The sequence below is a fragment of the Streptomyces diacarni genome, assembly GCF_003323715.1.
GTDB classification, from domain to species: domain Bacteria; phylum Actinomycetota; class Actinomycetes; order Streptomycetales; family Streptomycetaceae; genus Streptomyces; species Streptomyces diacarni.
Genome location: NZ_QOIN01000042.1, coordinates 276,547 through 302,495 on the forward strand (window position 1 = coordinate 276,547; position 25,949 = coordinate 302,495).

The 25,949-nt window shown below is 74.6% G+C and carries 22 protein-coding genes and 1 tRNA gene; 10 read left to right on the forward strand and 13 right to left on the reverse strand.

Annotated elements, in window-relative coordinates; translation table 11 throughout:
- The first annotated feature begins 75 nt into the window (after positions 1 to 75).
- From DTL70_RS13705 to DTL70_RS13715, 3 genes are all read left to right on the forward strand, one after another.
- Positions 76 to 1,683, forward strand: a complete 1,608-nt coding sequence (locus DTL70_RS13705) for a sensor histidine kinase (RefSeq protein ID WP_114022171.1) — start codon at positions 76 to 78, stop codon at positions 1,681 to 1,683.
- The gene (locus tag DTL70_RS13710) at positions 1,676 to 2,314 is read left to right on the forward strand and encodes a response regulator transcription factor (protein ID WP_181860916.1); all 639 of its coding nucleotides are present in this window, start codon (positions 1,676 to 1,678) and stop codon (positions 2,312 to 2,314) included. The genes DTL70_RS13705 and DTL70_RS13710 overlap by 8 nt, the downstream gene beginning before the upstream one ends.
- A gap of 88 nt (positions 2,315 to 2,402) precedes the next feature.
- Positions 2,403 to 2,475: transfer RNA gene (locus tag DTL70_RS13715), tRNA-Gly, on the forward strand.
- A gap of 97 nt (positions 2,476 to 2,572) precedes the next feature.
- On the opposite strand, the gene DTL70_RS13720 is transcribed toward DTL70_RS13715, so the two are convergent.
- The 4 genes from DTL70_RS13720 to purD all read right to left on the reverse strand — a co-directional run bounded on the left by DTL70_RS13720 (position 2,573) and on the right by purD (position 9,343).
- Entirely contained in the window at positions 2,573 to 3,490 is a 918-nt protein-coding gene (locus tag DTL70_RS13720; protein WP_114022172.1) for a phosphoribosylaminoimidazolesuccinocarboxamide synthase, read from the reverse strand.
- A 213-nt stretch (positions 3,491 to 3,703) separates the two neighbouring features.
- Positions 3,704 to 5,302, reverse strand: a complete 1,599-nt coding sequence (locus tag DTL70_RS13725; protein ID WP_114022173.1) for a N,N-dimethylformamidase beta subunit family domain-containing protein — start codon at positions 5,300 to 5,302, stop codon at positions 3,704 to 3,706.
- 130 nt (positions 5,303 to 5,432) lie between these two features.
- On the reverse strand, positions 5,433 to 7,784 hold the full coding sequence (locus DTL70_RS13730; RefSeq protein WP_425470360.1) for a hypothetical protein: 2,352 nt from the start codon (positions 7,782 to 7,784) through the stop codon (positions 5,433 to 5,435).
- Positions 7,785 to 8,065: 281 nt separating this feature from the next.
- Positions 8,066 to 9,343 (reverse strand): phosphoribosylamine--glycine ligase, encoded by a 1,278-nt coding sequence (gene purD / locus DTL70_RS13735; RefSeq protein WP_114022174.1) that lies wholly within the window; start codon positions 9,341 to 9,343, stop codon positions 8,066 to 8,068.
- Between the two features lie 264 nt (positions 9,344 to 9,607).
- On the opposite strand from purD, the gene DTL70_RS13740 reads away from it, so the two are divergent.
- Positions 9,608 to 10,303, forward strand: a complete 696-nt coding sequence (locus DTL70_RS13740; protein ID WP_245979347.1) for an SLATT domain-containing protein — start codon at positions 9,608 to 9,610, stop codon at positions 10,301 to 10,303.
- 28 nt (positions 10,304 to 10,331) lie between these two features.
- Here the strand turns inward: DTL70_RS13740 and DTL70_RS13745 are convergent, their stop codons facing one another.
- The 4 genes from DTL70_RS13745 to DTL70_RS13760 form a co-directional block, all read right to left on the reverse strand.
- Positions 10,332 to 10,991: a hypothetical protein gene (locus DTL70_RS13745; protein ID WP_114022176.1), complete on the reverse strand. Its 660-nt coding sequence runs from the start codon at positions 10,989 to 10,991 to the stop codon at positions 10,332 to 10,334.
- 147 nt (positions 10,992 to 11,138) lie between these two features.
- Positions 11,139 to 11,975, reverse strand: a complete 837-nt coding sequence (locus tag DTL70_RS13750) for a GntR family transcriptional regulator (RefSeq protein WP_114022177.1) — start codon at positions 11,973 to 11,975, stop codon at positions 11,139 to 11,141.
- Positions 11,972 to 13,399 (reverse strand): aspartate aminotransferase family protein, encoded by a 1,428-nt coding sequence (locus DTL70_RS13755; protein ID WP_245979348.1) that lies wholly within the window; start codon positions 13,397 to 13,399, stop codon positions 11,972 to 11,974. The genes DTL70_RS13750 and DTL70_RS13755 overlap by 4 nt, the downstream gene beginning before the upstream one ends.
- Before the next feature lie 149 nt (positions 13,400 to 13,548).
- Positions 13,549 to 14,190 (reverse strand): hypothetical protein, encoded by a 642-nt coding sequence (locus tag DTL70_RS13760; RefSeq protein ID WP_114022178.1) that lies wholly within the window; start codon positions 14,188 to 14,190, stop codon positions 13,549 to 13,551.
- Positions 14,191 to 14,320: 130 nt separating this feature from the next.
- On the opposite strand from DTL70_RS13760, the gene DTL70_RS13765 reads away from it, so the two are divergent.
- Both DTL70_RS13765 and DTL70_RS13770 read left to right on the forward strand, forming a co-directional pair.
- Positions 14,321 to 15,088, forward strand: coding sequence for a response regulator transcription factor (locus DTL70_RS13765; RefSeq protein ID WP_245979349.1), 768 nt, complete (start codon positions 14,321 to 14,323; stop codon positions 15,086 to 15,088).
- On the forward strand, positions 15,088 to 16,476 hold the full coding sequence (locus DTL70_RS13770; RefSeq protein ID WP_114022179.1) for a sensor histidine kinase: 1,389 nt from the start codon (positions 15,088 to 15,090) through the stop codon (positions 16,474 to 16,476). Before DTL70_RS13765 ends, DTL70_RS13770 begins: the two co-directional genes overlap by 1 nt.
- Positions 16,477 to 16,589: 113 nt before the next feature.
- Here the strand turns inward: DTL70_RS13770 and DTL70_RS13775 are convergent, their stop codons facing one another.
- Positions 16,590 to 17,234: a LysE family translocator gene (locus tag DTL70_RS13775; protein ID WP_114022180.1), complete on the reverse strand. Its 645-nt coding sequence runs from the start codon at positions 17,232 to 17,234 to the stop codon at positions 16,590 to 16,592.
- Positions 17,235 to 17,346: 112 nt separating this feature from the next.
- Here DTL70_RS13775 and DTL70_RS13780 point away from each other — a divergent pair, with 112 nt between their 5' ends.
- Positions 17,347 to 17,799 carry an Lrp/AsnC family transcriptional regulator gene (locus tag DTL70_RS13780; protein ID WP_114022181.1) on the forward strand — a complete coding sequence of 151 codons (453 nt, stop codon included), beginning with the start codon at positions 17,347 to 17,349 and terminating at the stop codon, positions 17,797 to 17,799.
- A gap of 13 nt (positions 17,800 to 17,812) precedes the next feature.
- On the opposite strand, the gene DTL70_RS13785 is transcribed toward DTL70_RS13780, so the two are convergent.
- Both DTL70_RS13785 and DTL70_RS13790 read right to left on the reverse strand, forming a co-directional pair.
- On the reverse strand, positions 17,813 to 18,727 hold the full coding sequence (locus DTL70_RS13785) for a VTC domain-containing protein (protein WP_114022182.1): 915 nt from the start codon (positions 18,725 to 18,727) through the stop codon (positions 17,813 to 17,815).
- Positions 18,727 to 19,473 (reverse strand): DUF4956 domain-containing protein, encoded by a 747-nt coding sequence (locus DTL70_RS13790; protein WP_114022183.1) that lies wholly within the window; start codon positions 19,471 to 19,473, stop codon positions 18,727 to 18,729. Before DTL70_RS13790 ends, DTL70_RS13785 begins: the two co-directional genes overlap by 1 nt.
- A 146-nt stretch (positions 19,474 to 19,619) precedes the next feature.
- On the opposite strand from DTL70_RS13790, the gene DTL70_RS13795 reads away from it, so the two are divergent.
- The 3 genes from DTL70_RS13795 (at position 19,620) to DTL70_RS13805 (ending at position 23,029) form a co-directional block, all read left to right on the forward strand.
- Positions 19,620 to 20,204: a DJ-1/PfpI family protein gene (locus tag DTL70_RS13795; RefSeq protein ID WP_114022184.1), complete on the forward strand. Its 585-nt coding sequence runs from the start codon at positions 19,620 to 19,622 to the stop codon at positions 20,202 to 20,204.
- Positions 20,205 to 20,281: 77 nt separating this feature from the next.
- Positions 20,282 to 20,764, forward strand: a complete 483-nt coding sequence (locus tag DTL70_RS13800; RefSeq protein ID WP_425470363.1) for a MarR family winged helix-turn-helix transcriptional regulator — start codon at positions 20,282 to 20,284, stop codon at positions 20,762 to 20,764.
- Positions 20,765 to 20,950: 186 nt separating this feature from the next.
- Positions 20,951 to 23,029, forward strand: a complete 2,079-nt coding sequence (locus DTL70_RS13805) for a serine/threonine-protein kinase (RefSeq protein WP_114022185.1) — start codon at positions 20,951 to 20,953, stop codon at positions 23,027 to 23,029.
- A 76-nt stretch (positions 23,030 to 23,105) separates the two neighbouring features.
- On the opposite strand, the gene DTL70_RS13810 is transcribed toward DTL70_RS13805, so the two are convergent.
- Positions 23,106 to 24,827, reverse strand: coding sequence for an ABC transporter permease (locus DTL70_RS13810; protein WP_114022186.1), 1,722 nt, complete (start codon positions 24,825 to 24,827; stop codon positions 23,106 to 23,108).
- Positions 24,824 to 25,897 carry an ABC transporter ATP-binding protein gene (locus DTL70_RS13815; protein ID WP_114022187.1) on the reverse strand — a complete coding sequence of 358 codons (1,074 nt, stop codon included), beginning with the start codon at positions 25,895 to 25,897 and terminating at the stop codon, positions 24,824 to 24,826. Before DTL70_RS13815 ends, DTL70_RS13810 begins: the two co-directional genes overlap by 4 nt.
- Positions 25,898 to 25,949: the final 52 nt, after the last annotated feature.

Below are 25,949 nucleotides of genomic sequence, written 5' to 3' on the forward strand. Positions count from 1 at the left end.
GGGCCCCGGCCCGTGGCGGCACGTACCGTGTGAGGACCGTAGGCGAGGCGGAACGGGGACAGGAGGCGGTCGTCGATGCTCCGCTGGGGCCGGCAGAAGCGGCACGACTGGGAGAAGCGCAGCAGACTGGCGCAGGTCGAGGTGTCGACGCGCTGGCTGCTGCTGCTGACGCCGGCCATCTACTACCTGGGGGGCATGCCCGGGTTCTTCGCCGACATCTCCCCTGACCGGCTGCCCATGTCGCTCGGCGCCACGGTGGCCGTGCTGGCGTTGGTGCAGGGCGGTCTGAGCGTACGCGGGCTGCGGGTGGCCATGGAGTGCTATCTGGGCGGTGCCGAGGCGCCGCGCCGTCTGCTGGCCGCGGTGCTGGCGGTCTTCGCCCTCGAGACGGCTGTTCTCGTCGTGATGCTCGTCCGCGGTTGGGCGGGGACTGCGGCCGCGCCCGCGTTGGCGCTGTTCGCGGTCGTGCCGAGCCTTTCGGGGCTGTACGCGCTGACGGTGTCGCGGCGGCGTGCGGTGGTCGTCCCGTTGGTGGTCAGCGCCCTGGTGCTGGCGGCCTTCGCGCTGGCGGGCATGGCGTGGCCGAGCCTGCTGGGTACCTTCCTCGTGCTGGTCTTCGGCAGCTTGTGCGGGGCGTTCTCGGTGCGGGGCACCGCCTGGTACCTGGCCGTGATGCGGGAGCTCGACGAGGCCAAGGAGGCGCAGTCGCGGCTCGCGGTCGCGGAGGAGCGGCTGCGGTTCAGTCGCGACCTGCACGACGTGATGGGCCGCAACCTGTCGGTCATCGCGCTCAAGAGCGAGCTGGCCACCCAGCTCGCGCGGCGGGGCGCCGACTCGGCCATCGAGCAGATGCTTCAGGTGCAGCGGCTGGCCAGGGAGTCGCAGACCGAGGTCCGGGAGGTCGTACGCGGTTACCGCGAGGCCGGGCTGGAGACCGAACTGGCCGGTGCGCGCGGGGTCCTGCGGGCCGCCGGGGTGGACTGCCGTGTCGAGTCCACGGCACCGGAGATGGACCGCAGCGTGCAGTCCGCGCTGGGCTGGGTCGTGCGGGAAGGCGCCACCAACGTCCTGCGGCACGCGGACGCCGCCCGCTGCCTGATCAGTCTGACGACGGGCGCCCCGGGCACGGTGGCCCTGCTGATGGAGAACGACGGTGCCGAGCCGGGCGCTGCCGACCGCGGTTCGGGCCTCACCGGTCTCGCCGAGCGCCTCGCCGTTCTCGGCGGCACCTTGGTGCGGGCCGGGGCGGACGCCGAGGGGGTCTTCCGGTTGCACGCCGAGGTCCCGCTGCACGCAGAGGACCCCGGGGAGGTCTCCGGGGACGACGCGTCCGGCCCCCCGCACGCGGACGACGCCTCCGGTTCCGCGCGTGGGGACGGTGAGGCGTCGGGCGCGGCGGCGGGGTCGGAGACGTTCGAGGAGGGGCAGGTCGGCGGCGGTGGCCGACTGGCTGTGGCGGGCCCGGACACGGACACGAGCCGGGGCGCGAGCCCGGACGAGCACCGCCCGGCCCCCGGCGAGGGACAAAGACAGGTGCGGGAACAGGCACAGGGCCAAGCCCAAGGCCAAGGCCGGGGACAAGGGCAAGGGCAAGGGCAGGTACAGGTGGACAGACCGGGTGGGCTGCTGCGGCGTGCGCTGGCCCGCGGCGGTGTGACGTCCGGAGGAGGACCGCGTGGCTGAGGAGGCCGCAGCACCGGAGGGCGGCGCCATCCGGGTGCTGCTCGCGGATGACGAGCACCTGATCCGTGGGGCGCTGGCGGCGCTGCTGGCGTTGGAGGACGACCTGACGATCGTCGCGGAGGCGGCTTCGGGGACCGAGGCGACGGCCATGGCCACCGCGCACCGCCCGGATGTGGCGGTGCTCGACCTGCAGATGCCGGGCGCGGACGGGGTGCGGGTCGCGGCGACGCTGCGCGAGTCGGTGCCCGGGTGCCGGACGATGATCGTGACGAGTCACGGCAGGCCGGGTCACCTCAAACGGGCGCTGGCCGCGGGCGTACGCGGCTTCGTGCCGAAGACCGCGTCGGCCGAACAGCTCGCGGAGATCATCCGTACCGTGCACGGCGGCAACCGCTACGTGGATCCGCAGCTGGCGGCGGACGCCATCAGCGCGGGGGACTCTCCGCTGTCGGCGCGGGAGGCCGAGCTGCTGGAGCTGGCCGCGGACGGTGCGCCGGTGGCGGACATCGCGAGCCGGGCATCGCTGACCCAGGGCACCGTCCGTAACTACCTGTCGGCGGCCGCGGCGAAGCTGGGCGCGGAGAACCGGCACGCCGCGGTCCGCATGGCCCGCGAGCGGGGGTGGATCTGAGCGGCCGAGCGGAGGCCGCGGGCCCGGAAAAGTACGGCTATACTGGGCCGCGCACCACTCAGGTCCGGGCCGGGCCGAGGGTGGGCGCGCGGACGTAGCTCAGTTGGTAGAGCGCAACCTTGCCAAGGTTGAGGTCGCGAGTTCGAGCCTCGTCGTCCGCTCAGCGCAGAGAGTGCCGCGAGCAGCGAGGAGTAACGGGAAGAAGGCCCCGGTCGTCTCGACCGGGGCCTTCGCCGTGTGTCGACCGCGCTGCGCGGGTCAGCTCCAGGGCACGCCGGTGAGTCGTTCGTAGGCCTCGATGTAGCGGGCGCGGGTGGCCTCGACGACCTCGTCGGGGAGGGCGGGCGGGGGCTGCTCGCCGTTGCGGTCCCAGCCGGAGGCGGGCGAGGTGAGCCAGTCGCGGACGTACTGCTTGTCGAAGGACGGCTGCGAGCGGCCCGGCTGCCAGGTGTCGGCGGGCCAGAAGCGGGAGGAGTCGGGGGTGAGCACCTCGTCCGCGAGGGTGAGCACGGGCTCGCTGCCGGCCTCGCCCGTCTCGTCCCAGCCGAACTCGAACTTGGTGTCGGCCAGGATGATGCCGCGTTCGCGGGCGATGTCGCGGGCGCGGTCGTAGGCGGCGAGGGTGCGCTGGCGCAGTGTCGTCGCGGCCTCGGGGCCGACCTGGCGGGCCATCTCCTCGTAGCTGACGTTCTCGTCGTGCTCCCCCACCTCGGCCTTGGTGGCGGGGGTGAAGACGGAGCCGGGCAGCTCGGAGCCGTTCTCCAGACCGGGCGGCAGGGCGAGGCCGCAGACGGTCTGGTCCTTCTCGTACTCGGCCAGTCCAGAGCCTGCCAGGTAGCCGCGGGCCACGCACTCGACGGGGATCATGCGCAGCGGGCGGCACACCATCGTGCGGCCCTCCCAGTCGGCGGGGGCGCCGGCGGGTACGTCCGTGCTGAGCACGTGGTTGGGCAGGTCTTCGAGCTGTTCGAACCACCACAGGGAGAGCCGGGTGAGGACGCGGCCCTTGTCGGGGATCGCGGTGGGCAGCACCCAGTCGAACGCGGAGATCCGGTCGCTGGCGACCATCACCAGAGCGCCGTCCGCGTTCCGGTAGAGGTCGCGCACCTTGCCCGTGTGCAGGTGCACCAGGCCGGGGACCTGGGCGGCCTCGGGTTTTTTGACGAATCCCGTCACGTTCTTTCCTCCCTGGGGGCAGCCGACACGACACGGCGAGTGCCCCGATTCTCCCCTGCCACCCGGACGGGGTGCCTGTCGGGCCGACCCGGGCGGTGTCACCGGTCGAGGCGGCGTCACCGGTTCAGGCGGTGACGCCGGCGCCGGCAGCGTGGTCGGCCCTGCGCCGTCGCCGGGGCAGACCCCCAGACACTGCCGCGGGCCTGGGACGGGTCAGTCCCGTTTGCAGATGCGGTCGAGCAGGTTGCTGGTGGCGCGCTGGACGCGTGTGTCGACGTAGCCGGGCCGGTCCAGGGCGGGCGACCAGGCGAAGGTGCCGGAGGAGAAGACGAGGGCGCCGGAGGGGGCGCGGTAGAGGGAGGTCTCCTGGTGGCGGGGGGTGCCGGCGCGGTCGCGGTAGGGAGAGTGGGCGAGGAGGATGCGGTCGGTGTGCTCGGGCAGCACGGTGCGCGGGAAGTAGCGGTCGGCCTCCCCGGCGACGAGGCCCGGCAGTTCGTCGCCCTCCACCGCGCCGGTGGCCTCCCACAGCCAGTGCTCGGCATTGCGGACGACGAGCGGGTAGGGCTCCGCGACCTGGCCCGCGTACTGGATGCCCAGCAGCGCCTGCTCGGGGTCGCCCTGCTCGCGCCAGAGCGCGGGGCGCCCGGGGCCGCGCCGTTTGCGGCAGGTCAGCAGGCGGTCGGGGGCCCCGGAGGGCAGCGCGTCGAGTTCGACCTGCCAGTACATGGTGTTGGCGGAGAGGAAGACCAGCGCGGTGCCGCTGTCGCGGGCCTGTTCGGCGGCGCGGCGCATCGGCACCGTCCAGTACTCGTCGTGTCCGGGGAAGACCAGGCCCCGGTAGCGCGTGGGGTCGATGCGCCCCGCGTGCAGGTCGCGGGTGTCGGCGTACGCCAGGTCGTAGCCGTACCGCTCGGCCCAGCGGATGAAGTCGTACGCGTGGCCGACGTGCAGCGGCAGGCCGGAGCCCGCGTAGGGGCGGTCGAACGAGACGGTCATCGCCGCCTCGCCCTCGCCCAGCAGCCGCCCGTCGTCGTCCCACGCGTGGTACAGGCTGGCGCCGGTGCGGCCGTCCTCGGGGAAGAGGTTGTAGGCCTGCCACGTCACGTCCGGCATCAGGAGCAGCAGATCCCCCGGGTCGCGGTCGCGGACGGTGAAGGGGATGTGGGAGCGGTGCCCGTCCGCGGTGGTCAGGACGGCGACGTAGGCACCGGTGGACCAGTAGTCGGGGATCTGCAGCCGCCAGGAGAGCCACCAGTGGTGGCAGGAGACGGTGCGGTCGGCGGCCATCGGCGCGGGCTGCATGATGCCGGACAGCCGCGGACTCGTGGCGATCTTGGTGGCGCCCGCACCGCCGTAGTGGCCGATGCGGTAGATGTCGACGCTGAAGTCCTGCGGCGGGTTGACGGTGATGCGGAAGTCGAGGGACTCCCCCGGCGGCGTACCGCCCGCCACGGAGGCGAACCCCTTGATCTGGCAGCGCACGTCGTCCGCGGTGGGCGGGGCGCTGCTGGACAGGCCGCGCGTACGGGGCTTGGGGACGGTCTGCCCACCGCCCGCCAACTCGCGGACGAGTTCGGGGGTGCGGGAGGTCTGGCCGGGTGCCTGGTCGACGCAGTCGACGTACCAGGGGACGAGGCGGCCGTTCTCGAAGTAGTTCTCACTCACCCGCAGCCAGGGCAGTGGCCCCTGGCCGAAGGGGTCGGTCACCGCGTGGGCGAGCGCTCCCGACTCCCAGCGCCTCAGCTGCTGCGGTCCGGCCGCGCCCGCGGGGTGCTCGCTCGGTCCGGTCCGCTCGACCTGCTCGATCCCCATGTGCTGCTCCCTCCCCGTCGCCTCGCTCCGCCTCCGCTGTGCCGCTGTGCCGCGTGGGTGACGGCGAACAGCACATCACACTATGCAAGGGCGCTATCACCCTTCGTCGCTCTATCGCTGGAGATGATCTTCAGACGAGTCGCACGGGCTTCTCAGGGCGCACCCCGACCCTCGCCAGCCAGTCCCGCAGCCCCTCCGCCTCCCCGTCCTCGACGAGCGCCAGCACCAGCCCGGCGAGCTCTCCCGCACGCTCGCCGTCCACCAACAGCGCGGGCCCGTCGAGCCAGTCCAGCCCCGGAGCGGCCCCCGCCGTGTCGACCGCGGCGCAGCAGACGGCCGCCGTGACGTGATCGGCCAGCAACTCCCCGCCGCTGCGCGGCGGCTGGAGAGGCAGGCCCATGGGCGCCGGCGGCACCGGGGGCGCGGGACGCGGATCCCCGGCGCCGGCCGACAGCTCCGCGCCGGGGCTCGCACCGACGCCCCCGGGAGCGCGGGCAGCCTCCGCGCGCGCCACCTGAGCGGTCAGACGCGCGGCCAGCGCGTCCGTCCCCCCTGGCGCCGTGAAGCGGTCCAGCACCCGCGCCAGCGTCGGCCCCGCCAACGGGGGGCTCGCGGGGCCCTCCGGTCTCCCCTCGGGCTCGTGCTCCGGCCCGCCGGAACCACTCGGGGCCACCGCAGCCGGGCTGACGGCCACCGGACGCTGCCCGGGCGAGGCCGTCCCCGCGGGCTGCGCTACAGGGGCGTACGGCGGGGGTGCGCCCTCCGTCCTTCCGTCCTCGGCCGGTGCCGCGGGGTCGAGGACGTCGAGCGCGTCGAAGAGGCGGGACGCCTCCGCGCGCCAGATGCGGTCGACGACCTCCTCGGGGTAGGCCGACCACTCCACCGGCGTCCACTCCGGCACGTTCTGCCCCTCGTCCGCGGCGTCGACCGCGCCGAGACCGCCTCCGTCCCCGCCGCGCTCGGAGTCGGCCTCGCCCCGACCGGAATCGGCACCGCCGCGACCCGAATCGGCACCGCCGCGACCCGAACGGGCACCGGCACCGGCCCCGGCGGCGGGCTCACCGCCAGGGGGCAGCGGCGGGTACGGCCCCAGGAAGAGGCGGGCCGCGAGGAGGGAGACGGCGCCGTCCACGCTGCCCGGCTCCACCAGCAGATCGCACGCCGGGCGCTCTCCCAGGCGGGAGGTGAAGCCTTCGGCGAGCCGGTCGCGGCGGGAGAGCTCCGTGAGCGCGGAGACCACGCCCGCGTCGAGCCGGGTGGGCCACAGCCCCAGCCGCCAGGCCGGCAACGCGACCCGGGTGAGCAGCCGGTCCCATCCGGCGTACGCGAGACCGACCTGCTCCTGCGCGGCCACCCGCAGCCCGTAGTCGACGGCGTGCGCCCGCTCGGCCGCCGCGGCGGCGACCCCGCGCTCCATCTCGGCGGCGTGCGGGCCCACCGAGCGCAGCAGTCGGCGGGCGAGGCGCGCGACCAGGCGGTGCACGATCCGGCGCAGCACGGCGGGCACCGGCGCCCCGGTGCCGCGGCCGGGCGGGCCAGGGCCTCCGTCGCCCCCGTGGCCGGGCCCCCACTCCCCCGCGAGGCCGGGCAGCGGGGCGTGCTCGCTTCCGGCGACCGCGGCGTCCAGGCCGCGGACGAAGCGGCGGGCGGCGGCTATGTCCGGATGCGCGGACGGACCCGTGCCGGCGACGACGGGGGCCAGCAGGGCGCGCAGTTCGGCCACCCGCATCCACCATAGGAAGGGGGAGCCGATGACCAGGACCGGGGCGGTGCCGGTGCCGCGCCCCGAGCCGCCGGACGCGCCGGAGCCGCTTCTCGCCGCGCCGCGGTCCGACCCGGCGACGTCCGCGCCGTGGCGCGCGTCACCGCGTGCGCCCGGGTGCGCCTCACCGTTCGCACACTCGAACGCGGCATGCGCACCCTCGTGCGTACCGCGGCTCGCGCTCTCGTGCGGACGGTCGTTCGCTCTCTCGTGCGTACCGCCGCGTGCGCCCCGCGCACCGTCGCCCTCGGCGCTGTGCGTGCCTGCGGGTGGCCCGTCGTGGGTACGGTCCTCCAGCCAGCTGTCGCAGTCCGGGGTCAGCGCGATCGCGGAGGGTGCCGGGACCTCGAGCCGTTCGGCGAGATCCCGGACCATGGCGTGCAGGCCGGGCGCCGCGCGCTCGTCGAGCGGCACCGTGGGGGAGACGGCGGGGCGGCCCCGCGCGATCACCAGCCCTGCGACCGCGGCGCAGCCGAGTGCCAGCACGGCCAGGGCCGTCACCGCCCAGCGCGCGGCGTCCCAGCCGGGTGAGGGGCCGAGGCCGAACTGGCCTGTAGAACGCCCCACCCACAGGATCACCGCGGCGGCGGCGGGCAGCAGGGCGAAGGCGAGCGCCGTGCTGCGCACCCGGAGCACGGCGAGGGCATGGTCGCGCGCCGAGCGCGCGACGGCGCGCCGGCCGGTACCGCCGGCGAGGTTCGCACCACCGGAAGAGCTCACGTCTCACCCCCGCTCCGTTCGGGACCGCTGGGGACCGCAGCCGGAATCTCCGGCTTCTCCCCACTCTGTCACCGCGTTCTGACACCGCAATGTGCGCTGAGCCAGTCGACGGACCTCGCCCGCCCGCGGCCGCGAGGTGCCAGGTGACGGCCTCACGGCACTTGTGCGGCACCCTAGTTGGGGCCCTGGCGGGCGTCAGCCGTACAAGGCCCTCGTCACTCGATGGAATGGCTTTGGGTAGAGCTCTTGCCCCGGAGGCCCCAGGGGTATATGCGGGCCCGTCAGTCCCCGGCGACGGCGCGCTCGACGGCGCGCTCGGCGATGTCCGAGCGGTGGTGCGAGCCCTCCAGCCGGACGCGGCCGACCGCCGTGTAGGCACGGGCGCGCGCCTCGCTCAGGTCCGCGCCCGTCGCGGTCACCGACAGGACGCGGCCGCCCGCGCTGCGCACGGTGCCGTCGGCGTCCGCCCGCGTGCCCGCGTGCAGGACGTAGGCCTCGGGACCGTCCTCGCGCGCGACCTCGGCCAGGCCCTCGACGACGTCACCCTTACGGGGTGCCGCGGGGTATCCCTGCGCCGCGACCACCACGGTGACGGCGGCGCCGGCGCTCCAGCGCAGCGCCGGGAAGTCGGCGAGGGTTCCGGTGGCCGCCGCGTACAGCAGCCCGCCCAGCGGCGTACGGAGCCGCGCGAGGACCGCCTGCGTCTCCGGGTCGCCGAACCGGGCGTTGAACTCGATGACGCGCAGCCCGCGTGAGGTGAGGGCCAGGCCCGCGTACAGCAGCCCGGAGAAGGGTGTGCCGCGCCGGTGCAGTTCGCGGACGGTGGGCTCCAGGACCGACGTGGTGATCTCGTCGACGAGCTTGGGATCGGCCCACGGCAGCGGCGAGTAGGCGCCCATGCCGCCCGTGTTGGGGCCCTCGTCGGCGTCGAGGGCGCGCTTGAAGTCCTGCGCGGGCTGCAGGGGGACGACGGTCTGACCGTCGGTCACCGCGAAGAGGGAGACCTCAGGGCCGTCCAGGAACTCCTCGATGACGACGGCGCCGCCGCAGGCCTGCGCGTGGGCGCGCGCCTGTGCGAGGTCGTCGGTCACCACGACGCCCTTGCCCGCGGCCAGTCCGTCGTCCTTGACGACGTACGGCGGGCCGAACGCGGCCAGCGCGGAGTCCGCCTCCTCGGGCGTCGTGCACACGTAGCTGCGGGCCGTCGGCACGCCCGCGTGCGCCATGACCTCCTTGGCGAACGCCTTGGAGCCCTCCAGTACGGCCGCTTGGGCCGACGGGCCGAAGACGGGGATGCCGTGCGCGCGGACCGCGTCCGCGACACCGGCCACCAGCGGTGCCTCGGGGCCGACGACGACGAGGTCGGCGGCGACCTGCTCGGAGGCGGCCAGCGCGGCGACGGCCTCGCCGTCCAGCACGTCCACCGCGTGCTGCGTGGCCACTTCGCCGATCCCGGCGTTACCCGGCGCGCAGTGCACGGCGTCGACCTCGGGGTCGAGGGAGAGCGAGCGACAGATTGCGTGTTCGCGGGCACCGCCGCCAATGACCAGAATCCTCACGCCGCCACCCTAACGGCCGCACCGGCGGCGCCCGCCACGAGCGTGGGAGCGCCCCGTTCGCCCGCACCACAGCTGTGGAGGGGTCCCGGTCACGCGGTCCGTACGGGTGACGGGCCGGTGTCTTATACCCGACCGTGCGCCACTTCTGGGGGGATTTCGGCGCGGATCGTCGGCGTGGTCCCCCTTCTGGCGGTAGGAAGAGCGCACCGGGCCTCGGGAATGCGGGGCGCCGGATACGCCGACAAGGCAGCCGAGGGAGTGCGCGTGAAGCGGGTGAAGCAGCCGGATCTGCTGGGGAGGGGGTTCCCGTCCGGGGACTGGGACGAGCCCGCGGAACGTTTGGAGGAGCTCTACCGGTGGGTGGAACAGGAGGCGATGCGCGTCGTCGACTGGTACCTCGCGGACCGGACACGCAAGCGCAGGTGGGCGCGGGCGCTGCGGGGCGGCATGGTGGCCGGCACGGGGCTCGGGGCGCTGCTGCCGCTCGCCGACCTGGCGGGACTGCCTCTCCCGCATGCGAACGCCGGATACCTGGGCTACGTGGCGCTGCTGTGCGCCGCGGGGTGCGCCCTCGCCGACCGGTGGCTGGGTGTGACCTCGGGGTGGATGCGGGACGTGGCCGCCGCGCTGGCCGTGCACCGCAGACTGGAGACGCTGCGCTACGAGTGGGCGGCGGAGAACGTACGGGAGGTCCTCGGTCCCGCCGAGGGGACGGCGGGCGAGGCCGCCGAGCGTTCCTTGGCCGTCCTCCGCCGCTTCTCGGACGACGTCAACGAGACGCTGCGCGCCGAGACGACCGACTGGATGGTCGCCTTCCGCACCACGGGAGCGCCACTGGCCATGAACGCCTCCGGCGGTTCCCCGGGCCTGTGGCGCACGCCGCCGCGCCGCCTTCCCCCGGCGGGCCCGCCGGGAGGCGGCCGGCCCACCATGCCGCGCCAGCGGCCACCGGCCGGGTGACCGGCCGGCCGACCCGGCGGGGGCGGGGTCAACCGAAGACGATCATGGAGCCCTGGGCGAGGCTGCGGGTCGCGGCGGCGTGCAGGCCGAGCCACACGTGGCGCTCCCGGCCGAAGGAGGTGCCGTCCTCGTAGCCGATCGCGGCGGAGGCGGCCGGCTCGTCCAGTTCCGTGGGGCGCAGCGGTGCCGCGGGCGCCGGGGGCGGGTTGTCGGGGTCGATGCCCAGGTGCGGTGCCACCAGGCTCAGTTCGCGCAGCAGGCCGTGGCTGGAGCCCAGCGGGCCGCCTCCCTCCAGCAGTTCGTCGTCGCACAGCGGGGCGGGGAAGTCCACCGGGATGTAGGTGCCGGCGTGGTCGTAGTGCCACACCAGGTGCGACTGCTGCGCCGTCTGCTCGAACATCTCCAGCAGCTGCTCGTAGTCGCTGCCCAGCTCGCCCACGGGCGTGACCTCCAACCCGGCGGCCAGCAGCAGGTAGGCGCGGCGCAGGTAGTGCAGTGCCTCGTAGTCGAATCCGGCGGCGGGGGCGACGTCGCCGGAGAGCCCCGGCATGTAGCCGAAGACGGGGACCGTGGGCAGTCCGGCTTCGGTGAGCACCCTGTCGTAGGTGGCGATCTCTTCGGAGAAGGGGTTGTCGGGACTGTGGCAGAGCACGTCGACGAGGGGTACCAGCCAGAGGTCACAGGCCAAGGGGCGCTCCTATACCGTCAGGGACCTGCAGTGCGCACAGCGTAGTGCTCCCCACAGCACCGCGCCCTGCCTCTGCCGAGGCGGGATACCCGCGCGGGGCCGCCCTCAGTCGGACAGGAGCGGGCAGGGGCGGTCAGGGGGTGGGGTTCAGGCCGGTTCCTCCGTGTCCGTGACGCCCACCTGTGCCAGCGCGTGCTGGTTGTAGGTGGCCAGGACGTCGCGGGCGGCGCGCGCGTCGCCTCGCTCGACGGCGTCGAGCAGGGCGTTGTGGCCCGACCACAGGCGGCCGCGCAGGGTGGCCTGCGCGCGCAGGACGGGGACGGCGAAGACCCAGCACTGGACGCGGAGCCGTTCGAGGAAGTCGCAGACGTAGGGGTTGCCGAGCAGGCCGCTCAGCTCCCGCCAGAAGCGCAGGTCGTAGGCGATGAGCACGTCGAGGTCCCCGGCGCGTGCGGCGCGTTCCGCGGCGTCCGCGCGGCGGCGTACGGACGCCAGGACCTCGGGCCGCAGCCCGCCCAGCGCGCGGCGGGCCGCCGCCGACCCCGCGGTGAGCGGACGCCCCGCGGTGGCCCCGGCCTCGGTGCTCGCCGGTCCTGCGTCGGCGCCGTCGTCAGAGGCTGCTTCGGCATCGGCTCCGGCTCCGGCTCCGGTATCGGTATCCGTGTCGCCGGGCCCCGGGCCGGGCGGGCGGGCGGTGGGGGCGCGGTGGAAGAGGCCGTCCACGACCAGTTGCCGTGCCTCGCACATCGCACGGTAGTCGGCGAGCGTGAACTCGTGGACGCGGAAACCGCGGTGCTGTTCGACGTCGAGCAGCCCCTGCGCCGCGAGATCGACCAGCGCCTCGCGTACGGGTGTCGCGGAGACGCCGTACTGCTCGGCGATCTCCTTGACCGTGAAGTCGCGGCCCGTGGCGAGCCGTCCGGCCAGGATCTCGTCGCGCAGCGCGGCGGCGATCTGCGAGCGCAGGGTGCTGCGTCGTATCACGCGCCCGCGCCCCCGGGCCCGGCGGTGGTGTGGGCGTCGGCCGCGGTCAGGGCCTCGTCCAGCACGGTGAGGCCCTCCTTGAGTTCGGCCTCGGTGATGGTGCACGGCGGCACGACGTGGGTGCGGTTCATGTTGACGAAGGGCCACAGGCCGCCCCGCTTGGCGGCGGCGGCGAAGTCGGCCATGGGGGCGTTGTCCGCCCCGGTGGCGTTGTAGGGGACGAGCGGTTCGCGGGTCTCCTGGTCGCGCACCAGGTCGAGCGCCCAGAACACGCCGGTGCCGCGCACCTCGCCGATGGAGGGGTGGCGTGCGGCCATGTCGCGCAGTGCGGGGCCGATGACGTTCTCGCCGAGGTGGGCGGCGTGCTCGACGATGCCCTCCTCGGCCATCACCTGGAGGGTGGCGACGGCGGCGCCGCAGGCGAGCGGGTGTCCCGAGTAGGTGAGGCCACCGGGGTAGGGGCGGTTCTCGAACGTTGCGGCGATCTTTTCGCAGATCGCGACGCCGCCGAGCGGCACGTAGCCGGAGTTGACGCCCTTGGCGAAGGTCATCAGGTCCGGTACGGCGTCGTAGAGGTCGGCGGCGAACCAGGTGCCGGTGCGGCCGAATCCGGCCATCACCTCGTCGAGGACGAAGACGAGGCCGTACTTGTCGCAGAGCGCGCGGACACCGGCCAGGTAGCCGGGCGGCGGCATCATGATCCCGGCGGTGCCGGGGATGGTCTCCAGGATGACGGCGGCGACGGTGTGCGGGCCCTCGTAGACGAGCGTCTGCTCCAGGTGGGCCAGCGCGCGCTCGCACTCCTGTTCCTCGGTCTGCGCGTAGAACTGCGTGCGGTACAGGTGCGGCGCGTGGAAGTGGACGACCCCGGCCGTACCGGTGTCGGACGCCCAGCGGCGCGGGTCACCGGTGAGGTTGATCGCCTGCTCGGTGCCGCCGTGGTAGGAGCGGTAGGCGGACAGCACCTTGGGCCTGCCGGTGTGGACGCGGGCCATGCGGATCGCGTGCTCGACGGCGTCGGCGCCGCCGTTGGTGAAGAAGATCTTGTCGAGGTCGCCGGGCGTCCGCTCGGCGATCAGCCGGGCCGCCTCCGAGCGCGCCTCGATCGCGAAGGCCGGTGCGAAGGTGCACATCTTCGCCGCCTGCTCCTGGATCGCCGCGACGACCTTGGGGTGCGCGTAGCCGATGTTGGTGAAGACGAGCCCGCTGGTGAAGTCGAGGTACCGCTTCCCCTCGTAGTCCCAGAAGGAGGAGCCCTCCGCGCCCGCGATCGCCGGCGGGTCGATCTGCCCCTGGGCCGACCAGGAGTGGAACACGTGCGCCCGGTCGGTGGCGTGCACGGCCCGGCCCGCCGCCGGGTCGGGCGGCACGGGGGCGGCGGCGCCGCCGGAGGTGGCTTGGGAAGAGGAGTGGTGCGTCGTCACGATCGGTACCTCGGTTCGCTCGCGTGTTGCGGGAGGACCCCCCATGAGGGTGACAGCCAGCGTAGTGTCGCCCGCCTCACCTGCGTGCGCGAGGGCGCGGACCTGGGGGGACGGCCGGACGGCGCCCCGCATCCGGCGCGGGGACGACGTCAGTCGTCGTCCCCGTCGTCCCCGTCGTCCGCCTCCTTCCTGACCGTGGCGTGGGGTCTCCCGTCGGCGCAGCGGAGGCTGACGACGAGATCGCTCGCGTCGTCGTCGGCGGGTTCGAGCTCGACGGTGGCCGTCCTGGCCGGTCCCGGCTCGACGTCGTCGGCGCTGTAGCCCTCTGCGGGGGTCCAGCTCAGCAGCTTGACGGTGCGCGCGTCGGTGCGGCACTGGGCGAGCGCGGTGCCCAGTCCTTCGGGGAAGCGCACGGTGCGGGTGACGGGGGACGCGGAGCGGGAGGGCGACGCGGTCGGACTCCGGTGGGGCTGCGAGGGCGGGGCAGCGGAAGGGGTGGAGTGCGAGGACGAGGGGTCGGGGTCAGGGGTGGCGGAGCCGGCCCGCTGCCGGGCCTGGGTCAGTTCGTGCCGCACGCCGTCGTCGGAGAGCGGTTCCGGGCGGCTGTACTGGCCGCCGGGGTCGGCGTGCGAGAAGGACCACGCCCCGAGCAGGAAGGCCGCGGCGACCGCGCACAGCCACCCGGCCGCGGCCAGGCGGCGGCGACGCCTCTCGCTCCGGGGGTCGGTGGGCGTGCGGGTCCGGGCCGTGGCCGGGTCCCGCTGCTGCTCGTCGTCCGCCTCGTCGTTCACCCTCGCAGTCTGCCGTTCCCTTTCCTAACGCCGCGTTAAGGAATGGACAATCCGGCTGCGGGCCAGTACAAGCCGTACGGGCACCGGCACCCGCCGGGCCCGTCCCGATCCCGGTGGCTAATGTTCGTGTATGGCGCATCTACTTGTCGTCGAGGACGACCCCCAGCTCCGCGCGGCCCTCGTCAGGGCGCTGCGCGACCGCGGGCACGCCGTCGCGACGGCCTCTTCCGGCATGGCCGGGCTCGACGCGGCCGTCACCCACAGGCCCGACCTGGTCGTGCTGGACCTGGGGCTGCCGGACGTCGACGGCGGCCAGGTCCTGCGGATGCTGCGCTCCGTCAGTGACGTGCCGGTCATCGTCGCCACGGCGCGCGACGACGAACCCGAGATCGTCGCGGCGCTGGAGGACGGCGCCGACGACTACCTCGTCAAACCGTTCGGCTCCGGGCAGCTGGACGCCCGCATCAAGGCCGTGCTGCGGCGGCTCGGCAGCGGCGAGCCCGACGAGCCCGAGCCGCCCGTCGAGGTCGGCGGGCTGCACCTCGCGCCGTCCGCCCGCGAGGTGACGCTGGACGGCGAACCGCTGGAGCTGACACCGCGCGAGTTCGACCTGCTGTGCTACCTGGCACGGCGCCAGGGCCAGGTGATATCGCGGCGCGAGCTGCTGGCCGAGGTGTGGCAGCAGCCGCTGGGCGGAGCCGACAAGACGGTGGACGTCCACCTGTCCTGGCTGCGCAGGAAGCTGGGGGAGACCGCCCACAGACCCCGCTACCTGCACACCGTACGAACGGTGGGGGTGAAACTCGCCGCACCCGAAGGCGCGGGGACCGCCGAAGGCGCCGCGAGCCCGGACAGCACGCAGGACCCGCACGACGCCGGTGCCGGGGACCGGGGCTGATGCGCCGCCAGCTCCTCGCGCTCATCGGCACGACCACGGCCGTCGTCCTCGCCGTCCTGCTCGTCCCCCTCGCCCTGCTCGTGCGCAGCCACGCCGAGGACCGGGCCATGACGGACGCGACCGAGCGGGCGCAGTCCGTCGCGGCGGTGGTCGGAGGCTCGCTGGGCAGAGGGGGCAGCAGCGGGCGCGAGGTCGTCGCCGGGGTGCTCGACGGGCTCAACGGCAAGGAACAGCCGCGCACCAGCGTCGTGCTCGCGGACGACACGGTGCTCGGGCCACGGCCCGTCGCGGTCAGCGACGACGCGCTGGCGCTCGCCCGGCACGGCCGCGCCTTCACCTACGCGCCCGGGCAGGCGCGAGGGGGCGGCCGGGTCGTGCTGGTGCCGGTGCTCGGCGCCCAGGGCGGAGGCGCGTCATCCGGCCCGGGCCAGGGTGCGGACGCCGGTGGCCGCTCCGCGACCGTCGTCCAGGTCTCCGTCGGCGAGGACCGGCTGCACGCGGGGGTCCTGCCCTCGTGGCTCGCCGTCTTCGGGCTCGGCGTGGCGCTGATGCTCCTCGGGCTCGCCTTCGCGGACCGGCTGGCCGCACGCATCGTCCGCGCCACCCGGCAGCTCGCGACCGTCTCCGACCGGCTGGCCGCCGGGGAGCTGACCGCCCGCGCCGAACCGGTGGGCCCCCGCGAACTGCGCCAGCTCGCCGGGCGCCTCAACGAGTTGGGCGAGCGCATCGACGGTCTCGTCACCGCCGAACGCGAACGCGGCGCCGATCTCGCGCACCGCCTGCGCACGCCTGTCGCCGCGCTGCGGCTCGACGCGGAAGGGCTGCGCGACGCGGACGAGGCCGCCCGGATCGGCGACTCGGTCGCCGCGCTGGAGCGCAGTGTCGACAGCGTCATCCGCGCGGCCAGGCGGGCCGGGGCCGCTCCCGGCAGCCGGCGGTGCGACCTGGCCGAACTCGTACGGGAGCGCGCCGCGTTCTGGGTGCCGCTCGCCGAGGACCAGGGGCGCGCGGTCACCGTCCTCGCACCCCGCCCCGCCCTCGTACGGGTGTCGGCGGAGGATTTGACCGCCGTGCTGGACACGCTGATCGGCAACGTCCTGGACCACACGCCCGAGGGCACCGGGCTGTGGCTCACGGTCGCGGCCGGTGCCGACGGCGCCTTCGGGGTTCTCACCGTCGAGGACGACGGCCCGGGGTTCGCCGGCGGCGGCGAGGGCGCAGCGGACGTGGGCGCGCGCGGTACGAGCGGGGCGGGCTCGACGGGCCTGGGCCTCGACATCGCCCGCACGACGGCGGAGGACTCGGGCGGCGGCGTCACGCTGGGAACCTCGCCCGACCACGGCGGCGCCTCGGTGACCTGCCGCTTCGGCGCCGCGACCCGACCGTGAACCGGCTCGGCACGCAGCCGTGGCCCAACACGCGGACGTGGCCCCCGCACAGGACGCGGCCCGGCACGTGGCCCCACGCCCCCTCCGGTGCGGGTTTCGCACCGGATTCCGGCTCAGTGCGGGATCTGCTCCACCAGCAGCACACCGCCGAGCACGATCATCGCGGCGCCGGAGAGCCGGGTGATCAGCCGGGCCGCCGTCGGCCGGGCCCGCAGCACCGTGCGGGCGAGCGAGCCGACGCCGAGGTAGACGGCTCCGGCCGTGCACATGTGCAGCAGCCCCAGCAGCCCGATCTGCAACGCGAGCGGCCAGTTGCCGTGCTGGTCGGCGAACTGGGGCAGGAGCGCCACGTACAGCAGCAGCGCCTTGGGGTTGAGGCCGCTGACTCCGGCGCCCTTGAGAACACGCGAGCGGGCGAGAGCTCCGGTGGGATCGTCGGCGCCCACAGCGCCGTCACCCGCGCCCGGAGACCCGGCGTCCTTCGCCCCGATCAGCGTCGTCACCCCGAGCCAGACGAGGTAGCCGGCGCCCAGCACGGTCAGCGCGGTCAGCACGCCGGGGGTCTGCGCCACCACCGCGGCCACACCCGCCACGACGACGGCCGTGAGTCCCACGTATCCCAGCATCAGTCCGCCGACCGCGGGGACCACGGACCGGTCGCGCAGGCCTGAGGTGATCGCGTACGCCCAGTCCGCTCCCGGTACGAGGACCAGGAGGAAGGAGACGGCGGCGAAGGCGGCTATGGAGCTGGCAGCCATGGGGACGGTTCTTCCTCTCGAACGGGTTCGGAGAGAAAGAATACGAAGAAATGCCCCAAAGGTGTTCCCTCACCGAGTCGCCCAGCCACCGCTCAGTGGAAGAATCTTCCCCATGGACGACATGGACCGGCAGATTCTTGCCGAGCTACAGGCCGACGGCCGCCTGACCGTGACGGAGCTGGCGGCACGGGTCGGGCTCAGCCTCTCCCCGTGCCACCGCAGACTGCGCGAGCTGGAGCGCGGCGGAGCGATCCGCGGTTACCGGGCCGTGGTCGACGCCGCGGCCGTCGGCCTCACCTTCGACGCCCTCGTCTTCGTCACGATGCGCCAGGAGGACCGCACCACCATCTCCGCCTTCGAACAGGCCCTCTTCGACCTCCCCCAGGTCATCCAGGCCCAGCGCCTCTTCGGCGACCCCGACTACCTCCTGCGCGTCGTCACCGCCGACCTCGCCGCCTTCCAGCGCCTCTACGACGAGAAACTCGCCACGCTCCCCGGCGTCCAGCGCCTGAGCTCGACCCTCGTGATGAAACACGTCGTCCACGCACGCCCGCTGCCCGCTTGAGCGCTTCCCTCTCTCACGGCACGGCCGGGGTGGTCACTGGCGCCGAAAGCGTCTCGCCCGGGAACGTCTCCCCGGGGAACGTCTCCTTCAGCGACCGCAGCCACCGGTTGGCCGGAAGGGCCGGGTCGAGGGCCGCCAGGGAGGCGTACTTGGTGAAGTCCGCGGCGCGCAGGCCGTGCTCGTGCAGGAGGAGGTCGGCCTCCGTGAGGTGGCCGTGCGACTTGGTCTCGACGAGGAGGAGGTCGCGGGCGCCGCGCACCTCGTTGCCGTCGGCGCCACGGCAGACCATGGCCGCGTCGGCGGTGATGCGCTGCCCCTCGGCCACGAAGGTGGCGCGGGTGTAGTCGGTGACCAGGCTCGGCGTCAGGTCCCCCGGGATCTCGAAGTCGGAGCCGTAGGCGTCCTGGAGCGTCCGGGCGAGGAAGGTGCGGGAGGCGTCCTCCAGCGCGTGGGCGCGCTCGGCGAGGCGGCGGCGGTACTTGAGCGTCTGGCCGCGCCCGCCCTTGACCTTGATCTCGAACTGCCGCTCGCCCGTGTCCTGGTACAGCCGCTCGCGGATTTTGCAACGCCTGCGGTGGCCCCGCCGGTGGTCGTGGTAGGCCCGCAGGCCGGGCGTGTCGTAGTAGACCGAGTGGTAGCGGAACCAGCGCCGGCCGCCGATGGACAGGGCGCGGAAGGGCTCGTCGCGGTGCGGATCGGTCAGGTGCGCCGCGATGTCCTGGAAGGTGGCGGCCCGCACGAGGTAGCAGCGGTCGTACCTGTCCAGCAGCCGGGCGCGCTCGTTGACGGCGTCGAGGCCGATGGGGTGCGCGGCCAGCGCGGCGCGGGCGAGCGCGCGGACGGACGGGGCGACGCGGGCGCGGCCCGAGCAGGCCGGGGCGGCGGCGTGCGGCGCGTGGGGTCCTGCGGGGGTGGTGAGCGCGGACATCAGGCGGTCTCCCTCGGGTGAGCGGCAGTGGCAGGCGGGTGCGGGAACGTCGCAGCGGTGTCGCTGTCGCCGACGGCTCCCGGCGCCGCGGCGCTCGCGTGGTGGCCGCGCGGGCACGCCTCGCCGGGGTCGCTGCCGCGGTGACGAGCGGGGGCCGTCGTTCGTTCCCGTTCCCGTCCCGCCGGGGCGGCAACCTCGCGGTACCGCACGTCCAGGACCGTCAGGTCGCGCACGTAGTCGACCTCGCCGACCTTCCACGCCAGCGGTTCGCCCAGCCGTGCGCGGACGTGGGCGCGGACGCCGTCGGGGTCGGTGACGGCCGCGTCGAGCGTGACGACGGTGCGCCGCGTACGGGCGAACAGCCGCGGGTGGTCGACGGCGTACAGGACGGCCACCGGCAGCAGGCACAGGACGACGGCGAGGCCGAACGGCAGGTGGGGCAGGCCCGCGACGAGGCCGATGACGAGCGTCGTGAAGTAGTAGGCCACCTCCTCGTGCCGGATGGACTCCGAGCGCAGCCGGATCATCGACAGCACGCCGAAGAGCCCGAAGCCCAGCGCCATACCGCCGTCGCCGCCGACCCGGGCGAGCGCCGCGACGACGGCGAAGAGGGCGACGTTGAGCGCGAGGTAGGCGGGGAGCAGGTCGCGCCGCCGGTGCCTGGGGAAGTACACCGCGAACGTCAGGACGGCCACCGCCGCGAGGTCGAGCGCGAGGTGGCCGAGGAACTGGCTGAGCGAATCCATGCCGGTGAACGTACGGACGGGTGGGTTAAAGCGGCTTCCTCGCGACGTTAAGGATCAGGGGTCCGCCCACCACGGCGAACTCTTGACAGCATGCTGACATGACGACAGGGTGCTGTCATCCCTACGGAGCGCCCGCGGAGGCCGCCATGACCGTCCACCTCGCCGTGTACGACACCCTCGCCGACTGGGAGTACGGCCACGCCGTCGCCCACCTCCCGGGCGAGGTACGCACCGTCGCCCTCACCGGCGCTCCCGTGGTGACCAGGGGCGGGCTGCGCGTGCAGCCCGACATGACCCTCGACACCCTCCGCCCGGCCGACAGCAGGATGCTGATCCTGCCCGGGGCCGACGGCTGGAGCGGCGGCGAGCTGGCCGACTTCGCCTACACGGCACGGGAGTTCCTGCACGAGGGCGTGCCCGTCGCCGCGATCTGCGGAGCGGTCCTCGGACTCGCCGACGAGGGACTGCTCGACGAACGGGCGCACACCAGCGCGGCACCCGAGTTCCTCCAGGCGGCCAACGGCTACCGGGGCGCGGCCCACTACCGCGACGCCGACGCCGTCACCGACGGCGACCTGATCACCGCGGGACCGACCGAACCCGTCGCCTTCGCCCGGGAGGTCCTCACCCGCCTGGGCACCTTCGACGCACCCGTCGTGGACGCCTTCTTCCGGCTGTACCAGCACTCGGACCCCGAGGCGTACGCCGTCTTCGCGGCGGCACGGGCGTGAGCGACGGCACGGGCGTGAGCGACGGCCGAGGTGCGGGCGGCGGGGAAGGCACGGGCGACGGCCGGGACATCGACGGCGTGAGCGCGGCCCCCCGTGAGGCGGAGCCGCCGAGCAGGACCGTGGCCCAGCTGCTGAGCGACACCGCGCCGGCCGTCTTCCGGCTGGGCGGCCAGTTCCTCGCCGCCTCCGAAACGATCGCCCGCCCGGTGGGACTGACCGCGGCGTGGTGGCAGGTCCTCGGCGCCGTCCTGCGTGAACCGCTCCCCGTCTCCTCCATAGCCCGGGCCATGGGCCTCACCCGACAGAGCGTCCAGCGCGTCGCCGACCTCCTGGTCGAGCGCCGGCTCGCCGCCTACGAACCCAACCCGGCCCACCGCCGCGCCAAGCTCCTCACCCCCACGGCGGAGGGCCGCGCAGCCGTCACCCGCACCACGCACGGGCACCAGGAACTGGCCGAAGACCTGTGCGAGGCACTCGGCGGCGAGGCCGAGTTCGCCCGCGTCGCCGAAGCACTGCGGCGGCTCTCGGAGGCGATGGAAGCCCTCCCTGTGAGACGGTGAGCCCCGCGGAGCTCGACGGGAGCCCGCGCGTGGCCCGCCACATCAAAGCGAAGCCCATCGGCAGCCCGGCCGTGACCTTCGTGGGCGAGAGTGAAGTCGGAGACGACCAGCCACAGACGGACGGCCATCGCCTCACGGCGACCCATCGGTCACCACGACCTATCAGTTACAGGGGGCGGGCGGCGTATGGCGGACCTGTTGCCACAGGACCCGGTCGGTATCGGCGGCTACCGGCTGTTGAGAAGACTGGGTGCGGGCGGCATGGGCCGGGTGTACCTGGGGCGCTCGTCCGGAGGCCGCACCGTGACCGTCAAGCTGGTGAAGTCCGAACTGGCGGCCGACCCCTCGTTCCGCGCCAGGTTCCGCCTGGAGGTCGAGGCCGCGCGGCGGGTCGGCGCCCGGTGGACGGCGCCCGTGCTGGACGCCGACACCGAGGCGGACACCCCCTGGGTGGCGACCGGCTACATCGCCGGGCCCGGCCTCGACCAGGTGGTCTCCGCCGGAGCGCAGGAGGGCTCGCCGGAGCCGGCCCGGCAGGGGCACGGGCCGCTGCCGCACGAGTCCGTCCGCGTCCTGGCCTACGGGCTGGCCTCCGCGCTGCTCGACATCCACGGCGTGGGCATCGTCCACCGCGACCTGAAACCCTCGAACGTCCTGCTGACGATCGACGGCCCCCGGGTGATCGACTTCGGGATCGCGCGCGCCCTGGACGAGGTGCCCGAGTCGACTCTGACCAGCACGGGCATGGTCGTCGGTTCCCCCAGCTTCATGTCGCCCGAGCAGATCACCGGCGGCCGGCTGAGCCCGGCCAGCGACGTGTTCTGCCTGGGCGCCGTCCTGGCCTACGCGGCGACGGGCCGCCCGCCCTTCGGCGGGAGCGGCGGTGCGGGCGGGGTGCACGCGGTGATGTTCCGTATCGCCTCCGAGGAACCCGACCTGGCGGGCCTGGGCGGGGACGGCGGCCCGGGCGAGGGCCCGGCGGGAGACGGCGCGCGGCTCAGGGAGCTGATCGCCGACTGCCTCGCCAAGGACCCCGCCGCCCGGCCGGCCCCCGAGGAGATCGTCTCCCGGGTGCAGCCGGTGGCGGTCGGCGCCTCGGCGCCGCCGTGGCTGCCCGCCGGACTGCTGGCCGAACTGGGCCGGGAGGCCGTGCGGCTGCTGGACACGGACACGCCGCCGGCCGGCTCGGGCGTGCACGGCGGCGGCGCGCCTGATCCGGCATCGGCGCCGGAGCCGCCGTCGGGACCGGCGGGCCGGGGTGCGGGCCGCACGGGCCCGGAGCCGGCCACGGGCACGGAGCAGGTCACGGGCACGGAGCAGGTCACCGGCACAGGCGCGGTGACGCGGCCCGCAGCAGCGGGGCCGCAGGCCGCTGAGCCGGAGACGTCCGTACTGTCGCAGGCGGGTCGCACGGGCGAGGGCGCGCCGCCCCGCCGCGTGCGGCGCGGGCGCCGCGTACTGGTCGCCGCCGCCGCGGCACTCGTCCTGGCGGGGGCGGGGATCGCCGCCGCGAGCGCCGGGCTCGGATCGTCCGACAGCGGCGGCCGGGGCGGCAGCGACCGGGCGGCCTTCGAGGTTCCCGACGCCTACCTGGGCACCTGGGTCGGCGCCGTCGAACGGGACGGTAAGCCCAACGGCCAGCACCGCCGCTTCCACATCACCAAGGGCAAGGAGGGCGAGGTCGTCGCCAACAGCACCAGCCTCGGCGCCGACTACGAGTGCAAGAGCGACGGCAAACTCGCCAAGGCGGCCTCCCCGCAGGGCGGCGCCGACGGCGGTGACGAGGCGGGCATCCGGCTGGACACCAAGGTGGTCAAGAGCGTTCCCGAGGGGCGCTGTTCGGCGATCGGCGTCCACACGCTGAAGGCCGCCTCAAACGGCACGCTGCGGTGGCGGGCCGCGGGCCGTACCGCGACGCTGCACAAGGTCGCCACCCCCGAGCGGGTCCCCGAGGACCTGATCGGCCAGTGGGGCAGGCCGCTGTCCGACGGCGGCACCCAGACGCTGTCCATCGGCGCCGACGACTCCGAGGACCGCGGCCTGAGCATGGTCTCCGAGGGCGCGGAGCACTGCGAGGCGCGAGTGGACCTCTTCGCCATGGGCGACGAGCGGGGGCCGACCCGCATCGGGCCCCCCGACGTGGACCGCTCCGCGTCGCGCGGCGCCTGCGAGGTCGGCGACTCCTCCACCCTGCGCTTCGAAGGCGGCTCCCTGCTCCGCGAGTTCCCCCAAGGCGTGATCATGCGTTACGTACGGCAGGGTTGAACGGCCCCCGCGCCCGCCCGGCGCCGCCGGGGCCGGGCGGTGCGCCCGGCCCCGGCGGTGCGGTGCGGCCGGTGTGCTACTTCGTGTCGAGGTCGCGGCGGCGGAAGCCCGCCAGGCCCGCCGCGACCAAGACCGCGGCCACCAGGGTCAACAGCACGACGGGTGTCCAGCGCATGTCGGCGGACGGCAGTTGGGGGACGTGCCCGAAGGGGGAGAGGTCGTTCAGCCGGCCGGGCAGGTCGAGGAGCTTGCCGAGGTAGCCGACGGCGAAGCCGTAGGCCGGTACGGCCCAGGCCAGCGCCGTCGCCCGCGGAGCCCAGCCGAAGAGGAGGGCGGCGACACCGCCGGTGACCCACAGCGCGGGCGCGTAGCCGAGCCCGGCGCCCAGCAGCCGCCAGACCAGGCCGCTGTCCCCCGCGGAGGCGCTCCCCGCCAGGCCGAGTCCGAGGGAGCCGGCCAGCAGCACCACGGTGCCGCCCCCGAGCGCGAGGGCCAGATGCGAGCCGAACCAGCGGGTACGGGACAGTCCGGTGGCCAGCAGCGGCTCGGCACGGCCCGCCGTCTCCTCCGCGCGGGGCCGCAGCGCGGCCATCACCACGTGCAGGGAGGCGACGACGGCGACCACCAGCATGATCGTGGATGCGAAGGCCTCGACGAGGGAACCGCCCTCTCCCCGCCTCCGCCCGTCAGGCGCCCCCCTGGTGATGGCCTCCCTGACGTCGTCCAGGTCCTTGAGCATGTCGTCGACGCCGCCGAACAGGGAGCCGTACATGGCGCCGAGCAGCAGCAGCGCGGCGCAGAATCCGGCCAGCAGCCCGCGGTGCAGCCGCAGGGCGAAGCCGAGGGGCCGGGCGAGCGCGGCGGAGGCGCCCGGCCGGCCCGGCCGGGCGGCCAGCACGCCGGCCCCCACGTCGCGCCGGGTGGAGAGCACGTATCCGGCGGCGGCCGTGGCGAGGGCCAGCGCGAGCGCGGGCAGCAGCGGCCACCAGCGGTCGTCGACGAACGGGTAGGTGCGCTGGGCCCAGCCGATCGGCGACAGCCACGAGACGGTTCCTGAGCCCACGTCCCCCGCCGCGCGCAGCGCGTACGCGGCGCCCAGGACGGCGAGCGCCATGCCGCCGGCCGCCCTGGCGTGTGCGGACAGTTGCACGGTGACGGCGGCGACCCCGGCGAAGACCAGCCCCACGGCCGCGTGCGCGGCCCCGTACAGCAGCGCGCCGCCGCCGGTGACGCCGGCCGGTCCGACGGCGGGGAGCACGAGGGCGAACAGCGCGCCCAGCGCCACGTCGGCCACGGCCGCCGCGGCGAGGGCCGCGCTGAGGGTGGCGTGCCGTCCCACGACGCCGGAGCGCAGCAGTTCGGCGATGCCCCTCTCCTCGTCGGCGCGGGTGTGCCGCACGACGGTGAGCACGCTCATCAGCCCGACGAGGAGCGCCCCGTAGCCGATCATCAGCATGCTGAGCACCGAGGCCGGGGTGAAGTGCGTCAGGTAGTGCTCGGGCCCCGTCATGGCGAGCATGGCGGGTCCGCGCAGCGTCTCGCTCATGTCGGCGGCCTCCGGGGGCACCTGGTGCCCCAAGGCCGCGGCGTCCGGCGCCAGATCGGCCGCCTTCCGGACGCCCGACAGGGTCACGAGGAGGGCGGCCAGGACCCAGGCGGGGAGGCGGAGCCGGTCGCGGCGGAGCGCGAAGCGGAAGAGGACGCCGGTGCCCGCGAGCGCGTTGCCGCCGGGCGTCCCGCCCGCTTCCCGGCGGCGGAGCCCTTCGTCGCGCGGGGCGGCGTCGGTGACGGCACTCATCGCGAGCCGCCCTCCGTACCGGCGTCCGTGCGGCCCAGGTCCGCGGAGGCGTCCGTGCGGGCGGTGTCCGTGCGGGAGACGTCCGGGGTGGTGGTCCCGTCCGTGGTGGTGCCGTGCCCGGTGGCGGCCAGTTCGTCGCCGTAGTGGCGCAGCATCAGCTCCTCCAGCGTCGGCGGATGGCTGTTGAGGCTGCGGACGCCGAGGTCGCCGAGATGGCGCACCGCCGCTTCCAGATGGGCGCCGTCCACGGAGAAGCGCACGCGGGCGCCCTCCGTCCGCAGATCGTGGACGCCGGGCAGGCGGGCCAGCCCGGAAGCGGGGTGGGCGCCCCCTTCCCGGTGCCGGGTCGGATCGATCTCGGCCTCGATGGTCGTACGGGTCAGGTGCCGCATCTCGCTGAGCGTCCCGGACTGGACGACCCTGCCGAGCCGGACGATGCTCACCCTGTCGCACACCTTCTCCACCTGGGACAGGATGTGGCTGGAGAGCAGGACGGTGCGCCCCTCGTTCCTGGCCTGGAGGACGAGGTCCTGGAAGACGACCTCCATCAGCGGATCGAGGCCCGCCGTCGGCTCGTCCAGCAACAGCAACTCCGCGTCGGAGGCGAGCGCGGCGATGAGGGCGACCTTCTGCCGGTTGCCCTTGGAGTAGGTGCGGCCCTTCTTGGTCGGGTCGAGGTCGAAGCGCTCGACCAACTCGGCGCGCCTGGCCGCGTCGATGCCGCCGCGCAGCCGCGCCAGCAGGTCGATGGCCTCACCGCCGGTGAGGCCCGGCCACAGTTCGACGTCGCCGGGGACGTAGGCGAGGCGCCGGTGCAGGGCGACGGCGTCGTCCCAGGGGTCGGCGCCCAGCAGCCTGGCGGTTCCGGTGTCGGCGCGCAGGAGGCCCAACAGGATGCGCAGGGTGGTCGACTTCCCGGCGCCGTTCGGGCCGAGGAAGCCGTGCACCTCACCGGTGGCGACCTGGAGGTCGAGCCCGTCGAGGGCGCGGGTCGCGCCGAAGGTCTTGACGAGCCCGGACACGGAGAGCGCCGTGGTGGCGGGCGCGGTCACGGTGGTAGCGGCGGTCATGTTTCGGAAACTACGCTCACTTCACAAATTTGTGAAGTTAAGGAAGCGTTAG

Coding starts and splice junctions, on each gene's coding strand:
- DTL70_RS13705 (WP_114022171.1), top strand. CDS start 76: ATGCTCCGCTGGGGCCGGCAGAAGCGGCACGACTGGGAGAAGCGCAGC.
- DTL70_RS13725 (WP_114022173.1), bottom strand. CDS start 5,302: ATGGGGATCGAGCAGGTCGAGCGGACCGGACCGAGCGAGCACCCCGCG.
- DTL70_RS13765 (WP_245979349.1), top strand. CDS start 14,321: ATGGCGCATCTACTTGTCGTCGAGGACGACCCCCAGCTCCGCGCGGCC.
- DTL70_RS13770 (WP_114022179.1), top strand. CDS start 15,088: ATGCGCCGCCAGCTCCTCGCGCTCATCGGCACGACCACGGCCGTCGTC.
- DTL70_RS13775 (WP_114022180.1), bottom strand. CDS start 17,234: ATGGCTGCCAGCTCCATAGCCGCCTTCGCCGCCGTCTCCTTCCTCCTG.
- DTL70_RS13780 (WP_114022181.1), top strand. CDS start 17,347: ATGGACGACATGGACCGGCAGATTCTTGCCGAGCTACAGGCCGACGGC.
- DTL70_RS13785 (WP_114022182.1), bottom strand. CDS start 18,727: ATGTCCGCGCTCACCACCCCCGCAGGACCCCACGCGCCGCACGCCGCC.
- DTL70_RS13790 (WP_114022183.1), bottom strand. CDS start 19,473: ATGGATTCGCTCAGCCAGTTCCTCGGCCACCTCGCGCTCGACCTCGCG.
- DTL70_RS13795 (WP_114022184.1), top strand. CDS start 19,620: ATGACCGTCCACCTCGCCGTGTACGACACCCTCGCCGACTGGGAGTAC.
- DTL70_RS13805 (WP_114022185.1), top strand. CDS start 20,951: ATGGCGGACCTGTTGCCACAGGACCCGGTCGGTATCGGCGGCTACCGG.
- DTL70_RS13810 (WP_114022186.1), bottom strand. CDS start 24,827: ATGAGTGCCGTCACCGACGCCGCCCCGCGCGACGAAGGGCTCCGCCGC.
- DTL70_RS13815 (WP_114022187.1), bottom strand. CDS start 25,897: ATGACCGCCGCTACCACCGTGACCGCGCCCGCCACCACGGCGCTCTCC.